The 14,330-nt window shown below is 71.4% G+C and carries 14 protein-coding genes; 10 read left to right on the top strand and 4 right to left on the bottom strand.

Annotated elements, in window-relative coordinates:
* Positions 1 to 117: 117 nt before the first annotated feature.
* The 5 genes from ASH01_RS01160 (at position 118) to ASH01_RS01140 (ending at position 5,068) form a co-directional block, all read left to right on the top strand.
* Complete coding sequence (locus tag ASH01_RS01160; protein WP_235508594.1) at positions 118 to 882, top strand: ABC transporter ATP-binding protein; 765 nt, start codon at positions 118 to 120, stop codon at positions 880 to 882.
* Positions 875 to 1,666, top strand: coding sequence for an ABC transporter ATP-binding protein (locus ASH01_RS01155; RefSeq protein WP_200961740.1), 792 nt, complete (start codon positions 875 to 877; stop codon positions 1,664 to 1,666). Before ASH01_RS01160 ends, ASH01_RS01155 begins: the two co-directional genes overlap by 8 nt.
* Positions 1,667 to 1,818: 152 nt before the next feature.
* A complete protein-coding gene (locus ASH01_RS01150; RefSeq protein WP_056770333.1) occupies positions 1,819 to 3,063 on the top strand; it encodes an ABC transporter substrate-binding protein in 1,245 nt (414 codons plus the stop codon).
* 119 nt (positions 3,064 to 3,182) lie between these two features.
* Entirely contained in the window at positions 3,183 to 4,052 is an 870-nt protein-coding gene (locus ASH01_RS01145) for a branched-chain amino acid ABC transporter permease (RefSeq protein WP_056770330.1), read from the top strand.
* Positions 4,049 to 5,068 carry a branched-chain amino acid ABC transporter permease gene (locus ASH01_RS01140; protein WP_156415365.1) on the top strand — a complete coding sequence of 340 codons (1,020 nt, stop codon included), beginning with the start codon at positions 4,049 to 4,051 and terminating at the stop codon, positions 5,066 to 5,068. Before ASH01_RS01145 ends, ASH01_RS01140 begins: the two co-directional genes overlap by 4 nt.
* A 61-nt stretch (positions 5,069 to 5,129) precedes the next feature.
* On the opposite strand, the gene ASH01_RS23290 is transcribed toward ASH01_RS01140, so the two are convergent.
* The gene (locus tag ASH01_RS23290) at positions 5,130 to 5,729 is read right to left on the bottom strand and encodes a hypothetical protein (RefSeq protein ID WP_200961739.1); all 600 of its coding nucleotides are present in this window, start codon (positions 5,727 to 5,729) and stop codon (positions 5,130 to 5,132) included.
* A 167-nt stretch (positions 5,730 to 5,896) separates the two neighbouring features.
* Between ASH01_RS23290 and gatC the strand changes: the two genes are divergently transcribed.
* From gatC to gatB, 3 genes are all read left to right on the top strand, one after another.
* Entirely contained in the window at positions 5,897 to 6,193 is a 297-nt protein-coding gene (gene gatC, locus ASH01_RS01130) for an Asp-tRNA(Asn)/Glu-tRNA(Gln) amidotransferase subunit GatC (protein ID WP_056770327.1), read from the top strand.
* Between the two features lie 118 nt (positions 6,194 to 6,311).
* Entirely contained in the window at positions 6,312 to 7,838 is a 1,527-nt protein-coding gene (gene gatA / locus ASH01_RS01125) for an Asp-tRNA(Asn)/Glu-tRNA(Gln) amidotransferase subunit GatA (protein WP_056772488.1), read from the top strand.
* 1 nt (position 7,839) lies between these two features.
* On the top strand, positions 7,840 to 9,387 hold the full coding sequence (gene gatB / locus ASH01_RS01120; RefSeq protein ID WP_056770324.1) for an Asp-tRNA(Asn)/Glu-tRNA(Gln) amidotransferase subunit GatB: 1,548 nt from the start codon (positions 7,840 to 7,842) through the stop codon (positions 9,385 to 9,387).
* 107 nt (positions 9,388 to 9,494) lie between these two features.
* Here gatB and ASH01_RS01115 read toward each other — a convergent pair whose 3' ends face one another.
* The 3 genes from ASH01_RS01115 to ASH01_RS01105 all read right to left on the bottom strand — a co-directional run bounded on the left by ASH01_RS01115 (position 9,495) and on the right by ASH01_RS01105 (position 12,172).
* Entirely contained in the window at positions 9,495 to 10,178 is a 684-nt protein-coding gene (locus ASH01_RS01115; protein ID WP_056770322.1) for a DUF937 domain-containing protein, read from the bottom strand.
* 109 nt (positions 10,179 to 10,287) lie between these two features.
* A complete protein-coding gene (locus ASH01_RS01110) occupies positions 10,288 to 11,466 on the bottom strand; it encodes a PQQ-dependent sugar dehydrogenase (protein WP_056770319.1) in 1,179 nt (392 codons plus the stop codon).
* Between the two features lie 40 nt (positions 11,467 to 11,506).
* Complete coding sequence (locus ASH01_RS01105) at positions 11,507 to 12,172, bottom strand: MOSC domain-containing protein (RefSeq protein ID WP_056770317.1); 666 nt, start codon at positions 12,170 to 12,172, stop codon at positions 11,507 to 11,509.
* Positions 12,173 to 12,276: 104 nt separating this feature from the next.
* Here ASH01_RS01105 and ASH01_RS01100 point away from each other — a divergent pair, with 104 nt between their 5' ends.
* Both ASH01_RS01100 and ASH01_RS01095 read left to right on the top strand, forming a co-directional pair.
* A complete protein-coding gene (locus ASH01_RS01100) occupies positions 12,277 to 13,233 on the top strand; it encodes a 2-hydroxyacid dehydrogenase (protein WP_056770315.1) in 957 nt (318 codons plus the stop codon).
* 14 nt (positions 13,234 to 13,247) lie between these two features.
* A complete protein-coding gene (locus tag ASH01_RS01095; protein ID WP_056772486.1) occupies positions 13,248 to 14,330 on the top strand; it encodes a WD40/YVTN/BNR-like repeat-containing protein in 1,083 nt (360 codons plus the stop codon).

Raw genomic sequence — 14,330 nt, 5'->3', positions numbered from 1 at the left:
CGTGCAGCCCTCCTAGGCTTTGCCGAAGTTTCCCGGACTTTCCGGAGTCGTCGCCCGCCCGTCACACCGACCGGCGCGGCCCGACACCACGCTCACCCGAGCGCGACGCACGAGGAGGTGCAGGTCTTGACGGGTACCCCGTTGCTCGAGACCAGGGCCCTGACCAAGGAGTTCCGTGGCTTCCGGGCCGTCTCGGAGGTCGACCTGACGGTCGCCCGCGGCACCGTCCACGCGCTCGTCGGACCCAACGGTGCGGGCAAGACCACGCTCTTCAACCTGCTCACCGGCTTCCTGACCCCGACGTCCGGCGCCGTGCTCTTCGACGGTGAGGACATCACCGGCAAGGCCCCGGAGCAGATCGCACCGCTCGGCATCGCGCGCTCCTTCCAGATCACGAGCCTCTTCGAGGCGATGACCCTGCGCGAGCACCTCGAGCTGGCCCTCGCCAGCCCGACCGGCATGGGCAAGCAGTGGTGGCGCTCGGTCACCCGCATGGCCACGTTCAAGGACCGCGCCATGGAGCTGCTCGAGCAGGTCGGCCTCGCCGACCGGGCCGGCGCACCCGCCTCGTCGCTGGCCTACGGCCAGAAGCGCGCGCTCGAGCTCGCGATCGCCATGGCACTCGACCCCAAGCTGCTGCTCCTCGACGAGCCGACGGCCGGCATGGGCATCGAGGACGTCGACCGCACCATCGCCCTCGTCAAGCAGCTCGCCGAGGGCCGCACCGTGGTCTTCGTCGACCACAACATGCACGTCGTCGGATCGCTCGCCGACCGCGTCACCGTGCTCCAGTCGGGGCAGGTGCTCGCGGAGGGACCCTACGAGCAGGTGCGCGCCGACGAGCGGGTCATCACGGCATACCTCGGAGCAGCCCATGAGTGACGACACGACGGCCACGACGACGACGGAGCAGCCTGCGCCCGACCGCGCCGGTGCGCCGGAGGCCGGGAGCCCCGGGCGTGGCGCCGCACGGATGCTCGAGGTGTCCGGGCTCTCCGCCTGGTACGGCGAGGCCCGCGTCCTCACCGAGGTCAGCATCGACGTGGCCCCCGGTGAGGTCGTCACCCTCGTCGGGCGCAACGGAGCCGGCAAGACGACCCTGCTGCGCTCGGTCATGGGCCTGCACCGGCAGATCGAGGGCACGATGACCCTGGACGGCGCCGACCTCGCCAAGCGGTCGGCCGACGCCCGCGCCCGCGCGGGCATCGGCTGGGTCCCCGACGACCGCGGCATCTACGCGAGCCTCACCGTCGCCGAGAACCTCCTGCTCCCGCCGGTCGTCCACGCGGACGCGTGGCCGCTCGAGCGGGTCTACGAGTTCTTCCCCGTGCTCCACGAACGCCGCGACTTCCCCGGCACGAAGCTCTCGGGCGGCGAGCAGCAGATGCTCGCGATGGCCCGGGTGCTGCGGATGGGTTCACGGCTGCTGCTGCTCGACGAGCCGAGCGAGGGCCTGGCCCCCGTCATCGTCCAGCGCATCGGCGAGATCATCCGCGAGATCAAGGGCCAGGGGGTCGCCGTCCTCCTCGTCGAGCAGAACGTCACGTTCGCCTCGACGGTCGCCGACCGGCACTACCTGCTCGCGCAGGGCAAGGTCGTCGAGCACCTCGGCAACGAGGACTTCCGCGCTCGCGAGGGCGAGCTGCTCACCTACCTCGGGATGTAGCACCCACCCGTCGCCCGGCCGCGTCCGGCGCCCGGGCGCAGCCGGCTCCGTCGTCACGACGCCCTCGCGTCACCTCGTCACACCGCACCCACCGTGGCACCCCGTCACACCCGCACCACACGTCACCACTCGTCACAACCCCAGGAGGGGACATGCGTAGCAGGACAGTCCAGGGCACCGTCGCCATCGCCGCGACCGCGTCGCTCGCGCTCGCCGCGTGCGGAGGGGCCGGCGGCCCCCAGTCCGGCGGCTCGAGCAAGCTCACCGACGACAAGCTCGTCATCGGCCTGCTCAACGACCAGTCGGGCGTCTACAAGGACCTGTCCGGTCCCAACAGCAAGGTCGCCATCGAGATGGCGATCGAGGACTACAAGGCCAAGTACGGCGACAAGGCCGTGGCCAAGGACATCGAGGTCGTCACGGCCGACCACCAGAACAAGGCCGACATCGCCAACTCCAAGGCGCAGGAGATGTACGACCGCCAGAAGGCCGACATCATCCTCGACGTGCCGAACTCGGCCGCCGCGCTCGCCGTGGCCACGCAGGCCAAGAACAAGAAGAAGCTCTACATCAACATCGGCGCCGGCACGACGGCGCTGACGGGCGCGAGCTGCAACAAGTACACCTTCCACTGGGCGTACAACACGAGCGTCCTGGCGCGCGGCACGGCCGGCACGATCACCAAGGCCGGCGGCAAGAAGTGGAACATCGTCTACCCCGACTACGCCTTCGGCCAGGACATGAACAAGTCCTTCACCAAGGAGATCACCGCCGCGGGCGGCACCGTCGGCCAGTCGATCGCCTCGCCCTTCCCGAGCGACAACTTCGCCACCTTCATCACCAAGGCCGGCGAGGGCGACCCCGACGTCATCGGCTCGATGCACGCCGGTGGCGACCTCATCAACTTCGTCAAGCAGTTCAACCAGAGCTCGCTCAAGGGCAAGGTCCAGCTCGCGGTCGGCCTGATGTTCATCACGGACATCCACTCGCTCGGCGTCGACCAGTTCGCCGGTACCCAGTTCACCGACGCCTGGTACTGGAACTTCGACGCGCAGAACAAGAAGTGGGCCGACCGCTTCAAGGAGAAGACGAACACCCGTCCGTCGTTCGCCCACGCCGCCAACTACTCGGCCGCGATGAACTACCTCGAGGCCGTCCAGGAGGCCGGCACCGACGACGCCGACACCATCGTCGGCAAGCTCGAGGGCAAGAAGATCAACGACGTCTTCCTGCGCAACGGCGAGATCCGCAAGGCCGACCACGCCGTCATCCACGACGTCTACCTCGCCAAGGTCAAGAGCTCCGCCCCGGAGGAGTGGGACTACGAGGACATCGAGAAGACGATCCCGGCAGCCGAGGCCTACGGCGAGGCCAACCCCGCCTGCTCGATGAGCTGACACCCGGTGCGTATGCCGTCCGGTCGCGTCCCACGCGGCCGCGCCGGACGGCATACGGCACAGCGCGACTGTCGAGGCAGCCGCACCCAGCCCGATCGACCGCGAACCGAGCGAGAGACATGAGCGAATTCATCCAGTACACCCTCCAGGGGCTCGCCGCCGGGGGCTTCTACGCGCTCTCCGCGCTGGGCCTCGCCGTCATCTTCGGCGTCCTCGGGGTCGTCAACTTCTCCCACGGCGCCTGCTACATGCTCGGCGCCGTCCTGTCCGCCGTCCTGCTCGCCGAGCTGAACGTCGGTTTCTGGGCCGCGCTCGTCATCGTGCCGATCCTCATGTTCGGGTTCGGCGTGCTCATGGAGCGCCTGCTCGTGCGCTGGTTGCTCGAGCTCGACCCGCTCTACAACTTCCTGCTCACGTTCGGCCTCACGCTCGTGATCGTCGAGGCGGTCAAGCAGCGCTACGGCGTCTCGGGCCTGCCCTACCAGGTGCCCGCCGGACTCGGGGGCCAGGTCTCCGTCGGCTCGGTCAACCTCTCGGTCTACGCGATCTTCGCCTGTCTCTTCTCGGTCGTGGTCTGCGTGGCGGTCGGGCTGCTGCTGACGAAGACGCGCATCGGCATGATCGTGCGCGCCGCCACCGAGGCACCCGACCGGACGCGGGCCCTCGGCATCAACGTCGGGCTCTGGGTCACGCCCGTCTTCGGCTTCGGCATCGCCCTCGCCGGCCTCGCAGGGGTGCTGGCCGCCCCGACCCGCGCGATCACCGCCGAGATGGGCAGCAACTTCATCATCATCCTGTTCGCCGTCGTCGTCATCGGCGGCCTCGGATCCATCCTCGGGGCGGTGGTCGCGGGCTTCCTCGTCGGACTCGTCGAGGCCTACGGCATCGCCTACGCCCCCACGTACGCCCAGATCGTCATCTTCGTGCTGATGGCGATCGTCGTTCTCGTCCGGCCCTCGGGGCTCTTCGGACGGGAGGAGGTCGCATGAGCGAGCAGATGACCGCCAAGGTCGACGTCGACCTGGCCCAGCCCTCGATCCTGTCGCGGCGCAACCCGCTGCGCTACGTCATGCTCCTGGCCGGCCTCGCCGTGCTCGTGATGCTGCCGTACTGGATCTACCCGCCCGTCGCGATGGACATCCTCTGCTGGGGTCTCTTCGCGATCAGCGTCGACCTGCTCCTCGGCTTCACGGGGCTGCTCAGCTTCGGCCACGCCGCGTTCTGGGGCGGCTCGGCCTACTGCACGGGGCTCATCGCCACCCACTGGGGCGTGCCCTTCCCGGTCGCCGTCATCGGCGGTGCCGTCTTCGCGATGCTCATCGCCTGGCCGATCGGCTACCTCTCGGTGCGGCGGACCGGCATCTACTTCGCCATGGTCACCCTGGCCTTCGCGCAGATGCTCTACTTCATCGCCAACCAGGCGCGTGACCTCACGGGCGGCGAGAACGGCCTGCAGGGCATCCCGAGGAACTTCTTCGGCATCGAGGCGGTCGAGACCGACCCGTTCTACTTCTACTACGTCGGCGCCGCGATGATCCTCGTCGGGATCCTCGTCGCGTGGCGCGTCGTCAACTCGCCCTTCGGCCGGGTGCTGACGGCCGTGCGCGACAACCCGGCCCGGGCGCGAGCCCTCGGCTACGACGTCGAGCGCTACAAGATCACGGTGTTCATCATCTCGGCCGGGCTCGCCGGCCTCGCCGGCGGCGTCTTCGCCGTGAGCCACCAGTTCGCGTCGCTGCAGGAGCTGATGTGGACGACGTCGGGCAAGGTCGTGCTCATCACGGTCCTCGGCGGCATCGGGACGCTCTGGGGCGGCCTCGTCGGCGCCGGCGTCGTCGTGACGGTCGAGGACTATCTCGCGAGCTCCGGCTTCGAGGGCATCGGCCTCATCACCGGCACGATCTTCGTCGTCATCGTCCTGCTCTTCCGCCACGGCATCTGGGGCACGGCGCGCAACGTCCTGCGCCGCTACGTCCTCGAGAGGCGCGGCAGGCAGCGCGACTGAGAGACCTACCGGTTGGAGGTATCCGCGCGGCGGTTCCGTCGGCGCGGATACCTCCAACCGGTCAGGACCGAGGCGTCAGGATGCGGCGGCCGACGCGGCCCACCACGAGCCACGCCACCGCGCCGAGACCCCAGTTGGTGACGGTGTTCTTGACGACGGCGTTGTCGCCGCTGAACTGCTTGACGCCCGCGGTCCGGCTGAAGACGCCGAGGTCGGCCCAGTCGGCGGCGCGCAGCACGGCCGCCACGAGGGCGTTGCGTGTGTTGGCGTCCAGCACGACGAGGACGGCTCCGAGCAGGAGCGCCGTGGCGGCGAGCAGGCACGCGAACCAGACGATGTCGCCGAGCAGGGTGCGCACGCGCCTGATCCCGGCCCCGGTGAGGGTCGCGGCGCGGCGGGCGCCGGCCCGCACGTCGGGGGAGCGGCGCGCCCGAGGCGCGACCTCGGCCATCTCGGCCTTGGCGGAGGCCCGGTCGGCCGGTGCGTCGGTCGACGTCTCGGTCGCCGTGTCGGTCGCCGTCTCGTTCGCCGTCGGGGTGGGTGCTGGGCCGGCCGAGGCGGCGGGGGTCGGGTCGGCAGCTTCGGCCGCGGGGGCGGGAGGCGCTGGCACGTTCTCCCTGGGCGCGGTCGTCGTCGTGGTCGGGCTGGCCGGGCTCGTCATCGAGGGTTCTCCTTGGGTGGTTCGTGGATCCGACGTGGTCAACGAGCGACACCCGCGGCAGGACACGCCTCGTGCCGGAGGACTTCGCGGCAGGAGGCCACGCGATGCCGTGCACGGGGCCGGACGCGTGGTCCGGGCCCGAGGGGCTGCCCCATAGACTGGCCCGCATGTCATCCCTGTCCCGCGACGACGTAGCCCACCTGGCCGGCCTCGCCCGGATCGAGCTCTCGGACGCCGAGCTCGACCGCATGGTGGGTGAGCTCGGAGTCATCCTCGAGTCCGTGGCCAAGGTCCAGCAGGCCCCGACCGACGGCGTCGCCCCGATGTCGCACCCGATGCCGCTCACCAACGTGACCCGTCCCGACGTGGTGCGCCCCAGTCTCGAGGCGGACGCCGTGCTGGCCGGGGCGCCCGAGTCCGAGCAGCAGCGCTTCTCGGTGCCGCGCATCCTCGACGAGGACTGAGCAACCCCTGAAGCCTGCGTATGCCGCCTCGCCGAGCACCCGGCATACGCCCCGCCCGTGACGGGCACCACGAAAACTCCTGTCGCAGCTACGAACCGAAGGCACTGACGTGACCGACCTGCCAACTGACCTGACGAGGGCCACCGCCGCCGACCTGGCCGGCGCGCTCGCGAGCGGGGCCATCAGCTCCGTCGAGGTGACCCAGGCGCACCTCGACCGGATCGCCGTCGTCGACGGCCAGGTGCACTCCTACCTCCACGTCGACGAGGCCGGGGCGCTCGCCCAGGCCCGGTCGATCGACGACCGGCGTCGGGCCGGCGAGGCCCTCGGCGCTCTCGCCGGGGTGCCGATCGCCGTCAAGGACGTCATGACGACGAAGGGCCTGCCGACGACGTGCGGCAGCAAGATCCTCGAGGGGTGGATCCCGCCCTACGACGCGACCGTCGTGTCGAAGCTGCGCGAGGCCGGCCTGCCGATCCTCGGCAAGACGAACATGGACGAGTTCGCGATGGGCTCCTCGACCGAGCACTCGGCCTACGGGCCGTCGCACAATCCGTGGGACCTCGACCGGATCCCCGGTGGCTCGGGTGGTGGCTCGAGCTCGGTGCTCGCCTCCTTCCAGGCGCCGCTCGCGACCGGTACCGACACCGGCGGCTCGATCCGCCAGCCCGCTGCCGTCACGGCCACGGTCGGCACCAAGCCGACCTACGGCGGCGTCTCGCGCTACGGCCTCGTGGCGCTCGCGAGCTCGCTCGACCAGGCCGGCCCGTGCGGTCGCACGGTCCTCGACACCGCCCTGCTCCACGCCGTCATGGGTGGCCACGACCCGATGGACTCGACCTCCATCGACGCGCCGGTCCCGCCGGTCGTCGAGGCCGCCCGCGCCGCCAGCGTCAAGGGGATGCGCGTCGGCGTCGTCAAGGAGCTCGGCGGCGAGGGCTACCAGCCCGGTGTGCGCGCCCGCTTCGACGAGTCCGTCGCCCTGCTCGAGGAGCTCGGTGCCGAGGTCGTCGAGGTGAGCTGCCCGAACTTCGAGTACGCCCTCGCGGCCTACTACCTCATCCTCCCGAGCGAGGCGTCGAGCAACCTCGCCAAGTTCGACGCGATGCGCTACGGCATGCGCGTGCTGCCCGAGGGCATCGACGCGCCGAGCGCCGAGCAGGTCATGGCCGCGACGCGCGACGCGGGCTTCGGCCCCGAGGTCAAGCGCCGCATCATCCTCGGCACCTACGCCCTCAGCTCCGGCTACTACGACGCCTACTACGGCTCGGCGCAGAAGGTCCGCGCGCTCATCGCGCAGGACTTCGACAACGCGTACGCCCAGGTCGACGTGCTCGTCAGCCCGACGGCGCCGACGACGGCGTTCAAGCTCGGCGACAAGCTCGAGGACCCGATGGCCATGTACCTCAACGACATCGCCACCATCCCGGCCAACCTCGCCGGCGTCCCCGGTATGTCGATCCCATCGGGTCTCGCCGACGAGGACGGCCTGCCCGCGGGCATCCAGATCCTCGCGCCGGCCACCAAGGACGAGCGTCTCTACTCCGTCGGTGCCGCCCTCGAGGCCGCGCTCGTCGACCGCTGGGGCGGTCCGATCCTCGACCGCGCGCCCGTGCTGGGCGCCGCTGCTGCGAAGGGAGCCTGACATGACCACCGTCGCGACCGATGCCGTCATGGACTACGACGAGGCCATGACGAAGTTCGACCCCGTCATGGGTCTCGAGGTCCACGTCGAGCTGCACACGGCCACGAAGATGTTCTGCGGCTGCCCGACCGAGTTCGGCGCCGAGCCCAACTCGCAGGTCTGCCCGGTGTGCCTGGGCCTCCCCGGCGCCCTGCCCGTCGTGAACGAGAAGGCCGTCGAGTCGGCCATCCGCATCGGCCTGGCGCTCAACTGCGAGATCGCCGAGTGGTGCCGCTTCGCCCGGAAGAACTACTTCTACCCGGACATGCCGAAGAACTTCCAGACGTCGCAGTACGACGAGCCGATCGCCTTCGAGGGCCACCTCGACGTCGAGCTCGAGGACGGCAGCGTCTACCGCGTCGAGATCGAGCGCGCGCACATGGAGGAGGACACCGGCAAGTCGCTGCACATCGGCGGCGCGACCGGTCGCATCCACGGCGCCGACCACTCGCTCGTCGACTACAACCGCGCCGGCATCCCGCTCATCGAGATCGTCACCAAGCCCATGGTGGGGGCGGGGGAGCGCGCACCCGAGGTGGCCAAGGCGTACGTCTCCGCACTGCGCGACCTGCTGCGCGCGCTCGACGTCAGCGACGTCAAGATGGAGCAGGGCTCGATGCGCTGCGACGCCAACGTGTCGCTGCGCCCGCGCGTCGGTGAGCCGCTCGACGAGGCCCAGCTCGAGGTGCCGCTCGGCACGCGCACCGAGACCAAGAACGTCAACTCGCTCCGCTCCGTCGAGCGGGCCGTGCGCTACGAGATCTCGCGGCATGCGGCGACCCTCGAGGGCGGCGGCTCGATCCTCCAGGAGACCCGGCACTGGCACGAGGACACCGGCATCACGACGTCCGGTCGCGTCAAGTCCGACGCGGAGGACTACCGCTACTTCCCCGAGCCCGACCTCGTGCCGGTCGCGCCGACGCGCGAGACCGTCGAGACCCTCCGGGGCACCCTGCCGGAGCCTCCCGGACTCCGTCGCAAGCGGCTCCAGTCCGACTGGGGCTACAGCGATCTCGAGATGCGCGACGTCGTCAACGCCGGAGCGGTCGAGCTCATCGAGGAGACCGTCGCAGTCGGCGCGAGCGCCGGCGCCGCGAAGAAGTGGTGGCTCGGTGAGCCGTCACGGCGCGCCAACGCCGAGGGTCAGGACATCGTCACGTACGCCGCCGGGCTGGGTCTGACGCCCGCGCACATCGCCGAGCTCGACGGGCTCGTCGCAGCGGGGCGCCTCAACGACTCGATGGCGAGGCAGGTGCTCGACGGCGTGCTCGCCGGCGAGGGGACCCCGACGGCCGTGGCCGACGCCCGGGGGCTCGAGCTCGTCCAGGACGACGGTGCCCTCGAGGCCGCCGTCGACAAGGTCATCGAGGCCAACCCCGACGTCGCGGCCAAGATCCGCGACGGCAAGGTGGCGGCCGCGGGCGCCCTCATCGGCCAGGTCATGAAGGAGATGAAGGGCCAGGCCGACGCCGGCAAGGCCCGCGAGCTCATCCTCGCCAAGCTCCAGTAACCCGCTCCACCCGTCGAAGGGCCACGTTCCGGCCGGTCCACAGGTCCGTGACCTCGGGGAGGCCCGGGACGTGGCCCTTCGACGGTGACGAGGGCGTCGGCGCAGGGTCAGCGCTTGCCGCCGCCGAGGAGACCACCGAGCAGGCCGCCGAGGATGTCACCGGCGCCGCCGCTGCCAGCGGACGACCCGGAGCCGCCACCGAGCACCTGGCCGAGGATGTCCTGGAGCGGGTTCGAGCCGCCGGACGCGGCACCCGTCGACGTCGCGCTGCCCGGGGCCTGGACCGGCCCGCTGTCGGCGCCCACGCCGCCGGGGAAGAGCGAGCCGCCGTCGGTCGACCCGCCGCCCGACGGGGCCGTCGTGCCGGTCGAGCCCGACCCGCCGCCGAGCATCCCGCCCAGGCCGCCCTGACCCATCTTGTTGGCGAGCCACGACATGACGATCGGGGCGAGGATCGGCAGCAGCTTCTGCACGAGGCTGCCGGACGACCCGCCGAGCCCGCCGAGCTGGTTGACCACCTGGTCGGTGCTGCCGCCGAAGATGTTGCCGACGATGGCCTTCCCGTCCTGCTCGTCGACGTCGTCGAGGCCGTTGATCGTGCCCTGGTGGTCCGAGAGAGCCGTGAGCAGCGAGTCGGCACCGGCGGGGTCCGAGGCGTTGGCCTGGAGCCCGCCGAGCAGGGCTGGCAGCGCACTCTCCGCCGCCTGGCGGACCTCGTCACTCCCGACCCCGAGCTGGCCTGCCAGCTGGTCGATCGGTACCTGGTCGAGGATCTCGTCGTACGAACCCATGGGTGCCCCTCCTGCTCGTGGGTGGCGCCGGTGCCGACCCCTGCTCGTCAGGCTAGCCACGTCCGGTCGCCGGTGGCGGCCCACGCGGTGCGAAGCCTGCTGCGAAGGGTCAGACGGCTCCCACCGCGGAGAGGGGCAGCGAGATGAGCCGGTCGGCGCCGTCGTTGTTGCTCGTCGTGATCCAGACCCGGCTGCCGACGAAGTGGACGTCGCGGATGCGACCGTAGGTGCCCTGGAGGTGGCGGGTCGGGGTGCCGGCGGAGCCGTCGGCGTTGACCGGCACCCGCCACACCGACTGCCCGCGCAGGGCTGCCATGTAGACGGCCCCGTCTGGCCCGACGGCGATGCCGCTCGGTGACATCTCGGAGGTCGGCCACTCGGCGACGGGGTCGACGTAGTCGGGGTTGTCGGCGCGGCCCTCGACCTCGGGCCAGCCGTAGTTCTTGCCGGGCTCGACGAGGTTGAGCTCGTCGAACGTGTTCTGTCCGAACTCGCTGGCCCACAGGCGTTTGCGACTGTCCCAGGCCAGCCCCTGGACGTTTCGGTGTCCGTAGGACCAGATCGGGGAGCCGCCGAACGGGTTGCCCGGGGCCGGGTCGCCGTCCGGGGTGATGCGCAGGATCTTCCCGCCGAGGGAGTCGAGGTTCTGAGAGAGCGAGGTGTCGCCGGCCTCGCCCGTGCCGACGTAGAGGTAGCCGTCGGGCCCGAAGGCGATGCGGCCCCCGTTGTGGTTCCGACCACGCGGGATGCCGGAGAAGATGACGACGGGCTCGCCGATCGTGCCGTCCCGCCACGGCACGGCGGCGATGCGGTTGTCGCTCTCGGTCGAGTAGTACGCGTAGAAGACGGGATCGGCGTCGAAGTCCTCGGGCACGGCGAGCCCGAGGAGTCCGCCCTCGCCCTCCGTGCGGGTGATCGGCACCTTCCCGGCGACCGTCGCCCTGCCCCCGGCTCCGGGCTTGGGCACGTGGTGGATCAGGCCCGTGTTGCGCTCGCTCACGAGGGCGCTGCCGTCGGGCAGCACGGCCACCGACCAGGCGATGTCGAGGCCGCCCAGCAGGGTCACGGGTCCGACCGGCTGGGCTGCGGGTGGACGCGTCGGAGTCGTGGGGGCCGACGACGCCGAGGTGCTCCCCGTCGCGGTGGTGGCGCTCGAGGTCGCCGAGGTGGTCGTGCCGGCACCCGTCGCGGGGGCGGAGGGTTCGGCCGTCGAGCAGGCGGTCGTGACCAGGGCGACGACGACGCCACCCACGAGCGCGCGGCCGATCGGTCGGGAGGTGTGCGGCATACCTCATTGTGTCCCACGTGGCGTCTGGGACAGCGGTGTCTCAGCCCCCGCGTCGTCGTTCGAGCGTCTCGACGAGCCCGTCGCGCACCTCGGGGTGGACGACGTCGGCGTCGACGACCCGTCGTGCGGCGGCGAGGTCGCCGGTGACGGCGCGGAAGAGCACGAGCAGGTCGATGTCGTGGGAAGGTCGCTCGATCTCGATGGTCGCGCCGGTGTGCACGGTGCCGGGGACCACGACCGAGAGGTAGGCGCCGGTGCGCCCGGCCTCGGTGAAGCGGCGTACCCAGCGGGGCACACCCATGTGCGCGGCGAAGGTGCTGCACGGGATGCGCGGCACCTCGACCTGCAGCACGACGTCGCCGATGCGCCACCGCTCGCCGACGAGCGCGTGTGTCGTGTCCACGGCGAGCGTCGTGATGTTCTCGCCGAATCCCCCTGAGGGGATGGAGCGCCCGGTCTGCTGCTCCCAGAGCTCCTGGTCCTCGCGCGGGTACGCGTAGACCGCCTGGAGCGCGCCGCCGTGGTGCTTCGGGTTGCCGATCTCGTCACCGACGACCCCGCTGCCGAGACCGCCGTGCTTCGGCCCCGGATCGCGGACCGCGAACGACTCGACGGGCCGCTTGTCGATCGCGGTGGGTCGGCCGCCGCCCTCGGGGGCGGTGCGTCGGCCCGAGCCGAGGGCGAGGACGTGGGGGTGGTGCGTCACCCGGGCGAGCCTAGCGGCGTCGCGCCGGACCTTTCCCCGACCGGTCCACGACCGTTCCCGGTCCCCTCCAGGTCGGGCCGCCCGTCTTGGCTAGCGTGGGCGCCATGACTGCCCAACCCGTCGTCGTGTCCGTCCCCGACCCCGAGTTCGCCGAGGCGCTCGCCGACCTCGACGGCGTCGACACGGTCGTGTGGGACATGGAGGGGCCCCACCCGCGCGGTCCCGAGATCCGCTACGCCGTCATGCCCTACATGACGAGCCTCGACCTCGCCGACGTCACCCGCGGGCTCGACGCCCTCGAGGTCGTGCAGCTGCAGAGCGCCGGCTACGAGCAGTTCGTGGGCCGGCTCCCCGAGGGCGTGACCCTCTGCAACGCGGCGGGCGTGCACGACGCGTCGACGGCGGAGCTCGCGCTGACCCTGACCCTGTCGTCGATCCGGGACATCCCGGAGTTCGTCGGGTCCCAGCACCAGGGGCGCTGGGAGCCGCTGCGCCTGCGCTCGTCGCTGGCCGACCGGCGGGTGCTCGTCGTCGGCTACGGGCGGATCGGCCGGGCCATCGCGCGGCGCTTCGCCCCGTTCGAGGTCACGCTGACGGCGGTGGCCTCTCGAGCCCGGGAGGGCGACGAGCTCGTGCCGCGGGTGCACGGCATCGACGAGCTGCCCGACCTGCTGCCCGACCACGACGTGGTCGTCGTCATCGTGCCGCTGACCTCCGCGACACGTCGTCTGTTCGACGCGACGCTGCTCAGCCGTATGCCGGACGGCTCCCTCCTCGTCAACGTGGCCCGGGGGCCGGTCGTCGACACCGACGCCGTCGTGGCCGAGTGCGCCTCCGGCCGGCTGCGGGCGGCGCTCGACGTGACCGACCCCGAGCCGCTGCCGCAGGACCACCCGCTGTGGACGACGCGGGGCGTCCTCGTCACACCGCACGTCGGGGGAGCGACGGACGCGATGCGCCCGCGGGCCGTCGCCCTGGTGCGCCGACAGGTCGAGGCGCTGCTCGCCGGTGAGCCGGTCGACAACGCCGTGGCCGGACCCTTGTCTGCCCCTCGGACATAGTGGACACTGTCAACATGACCGAGACCGTCGTCGCCATCGGCACGCGCAAGGGGCTCTGGATCGCCCGCAGCGCCGACCGGCAGGACTGGACCCTCGAGGGTCCGCACTTCCTCATGAGCGAGGTCGCCTCCGTCGCCGTCGACACCCGCGAGGGGCGCTCGACCGTGCTGGCGGGCGTCAAGTCGTGGCACTGGGGACCCACGGTCCAGGCCTCCACTGACGGTGGCCGCACGTGGACCGAGAGCGCCGAGCGGGCCCTGGCCTTCCCGGCCGACACCGACACCGCGCTCGAGCGCGTCTGGCAGCTGACGCCCGACCCCAACGACACCGACGTCGTGTGGGCGGGGGTCGAGCCGCACGCCCTCTTCAAGAGCACCGACCGCGGCGAGCACTACGAGCTCGTCCGGGGCCTCTGGGACCACCCCCACCGCCCGACCTGGGAGCCCGGCTTCGGCGGTGGCGCCGTGCACACGATCGTCCCCGAGCCCGGGCACCCGGAGTCGGTGCTCGTCGCGATGAGCGCGGGCGGCGTCTACCGCACGGGCGACGGCGGGCAGACGTGGGCTCCGAGCAACCCCGGCATCCGGGCCGGCTTCATGCCCGACAACGAGTACCCGGAGTACGGCCAGTGCGTGCACAAGGTGGCGCGCGGCCAGGGCGAGGGGGAGCTCTTCGCCCAGAACCACAACGGTGTCTACCGCTCGCACGACAACGGCGCGACGTGGGACTCCATCGCCGAGGGGCTGCCGACCGACTTCGGCTTCACGGTCCTCGCCCACCCGCGCCGTCCCGGTGTCGTCTGGGTGGTGCCCGTGGCCGACTCGGGTGAGCGCATCCCGCCGGACGCCCAGCTGCAGGTCCAGCGGTCCGAGGACGCCGGTGCGACGTGGCGCCAGCAGGCGACCGGTCTGCCCGGCCACAGCTACACGTGCGTGCTGCGCGACGCAGCCTCCCTCGACGCGGCCGACCCGGTCGGCGTCTACCTCGGCACCCGCAACGGCGACGTCTTCGCCTCGGCTGACGAAGGTGAGACCTTCCAGCGCATCGCGACCCAGCTGCCCGACGTGCTCGTCGTGCGCGCCGCCCAGCTCGCCTGA

The organism is Terrabacter sp. Soil811 (assembly GCF_001429655.1).
Lineage (GTDB): Bacteria > Actinomycetota > Actinomycetes > Actinomycetales > Dermatophilaceae > Terrabacter.
This window is presented reverse-complemented; position numbering and strand designations above follow the sequence as displayed.

What these genes read in the sequence shown, in the direction of transcription:
- ASH01_RS23290 (WP_200961739.1), bottom strand. Translation starts at nt 5,729, where the DNA reads ATGACGAGCCCGGCCAGCCCGACCACGACGACGACCGCGCCCAGGGAG.
- gatC (WP_056770327.1), top strand. Translation starts at nt 5,897, where the DNA reads ATGTCATCCCTGTCCCGCGACGACGTAGCCCACCTGGCCGGCCTCGCC.
- ASH01_RS01100 (WP_056770315.1), top strand. Translation starts at nt 12,277, where the DNA reads ATGACTGCCCAACCCGTCGTCGTGTCCGTCCCCGACCCCGAGTTCGCC.
- ASH01_RS01150 (WP_056770333.1), top strand. Translation starts at nt 1,819, where the DNA reads ATGCGTAGCAGGACAGTCCAGGGCACCGTCGCCATCGCCGCGACCGCG.
- ASH01_RS01115 (WP_056770322.1), bottom strand. Translation starts at nt 10,178, where the DNA reads ATGGGTTCGTACGACGAGATCCTCGACCAGGTACCGATCGACCAGCTG.
- ASH01_RS01145 (WP_056770330.1), top strand. Translation starts at nt 3,183, where the DNA reads ATGAGCGAATTCATCCAGTACACCCTCCAGGGGCTCGCCGCCGGGGGC.
- ASH01_RS01155 (WP_200961740.1), top strand. Translation starts at nt 875, where the DNA reads ATGAGTGACGACACGACGGCCACGACGACGACGGAGCAGCCTGCGCCC.
- ASH01_RS01095 (WP_056772486.1), top strand. Translation starts at nt 13,248, where the DNA reads ATGACCGAGACCGTCGTCGCCATCGGCACGCGCAAGGGGCTCTGGATC.
- ASH01_RS01140 (WP_156415365.1), top strand. Translation starts at nt 4,049, where the DNA reads ATGAGCGAGCAGATGACCGCCAAGGTCGACGTCGACCTGGCCCAGCCC.
- gatB (WP_056770324.1), top strand. Translation starts at nt 7,840, where the DNA reads ATGACCACCGTCGCGACCGATGCCGTCATGGACTACGACGAGGCCATG.
- ASH01_RS01110 (WP_056770319.1), bottom strand. Translation starts at nt 11,466, where the DNA reads ATGCCGCACACCTCCCGACCGATCGGCCGCGCGCTCGTGGGTGGCGTC.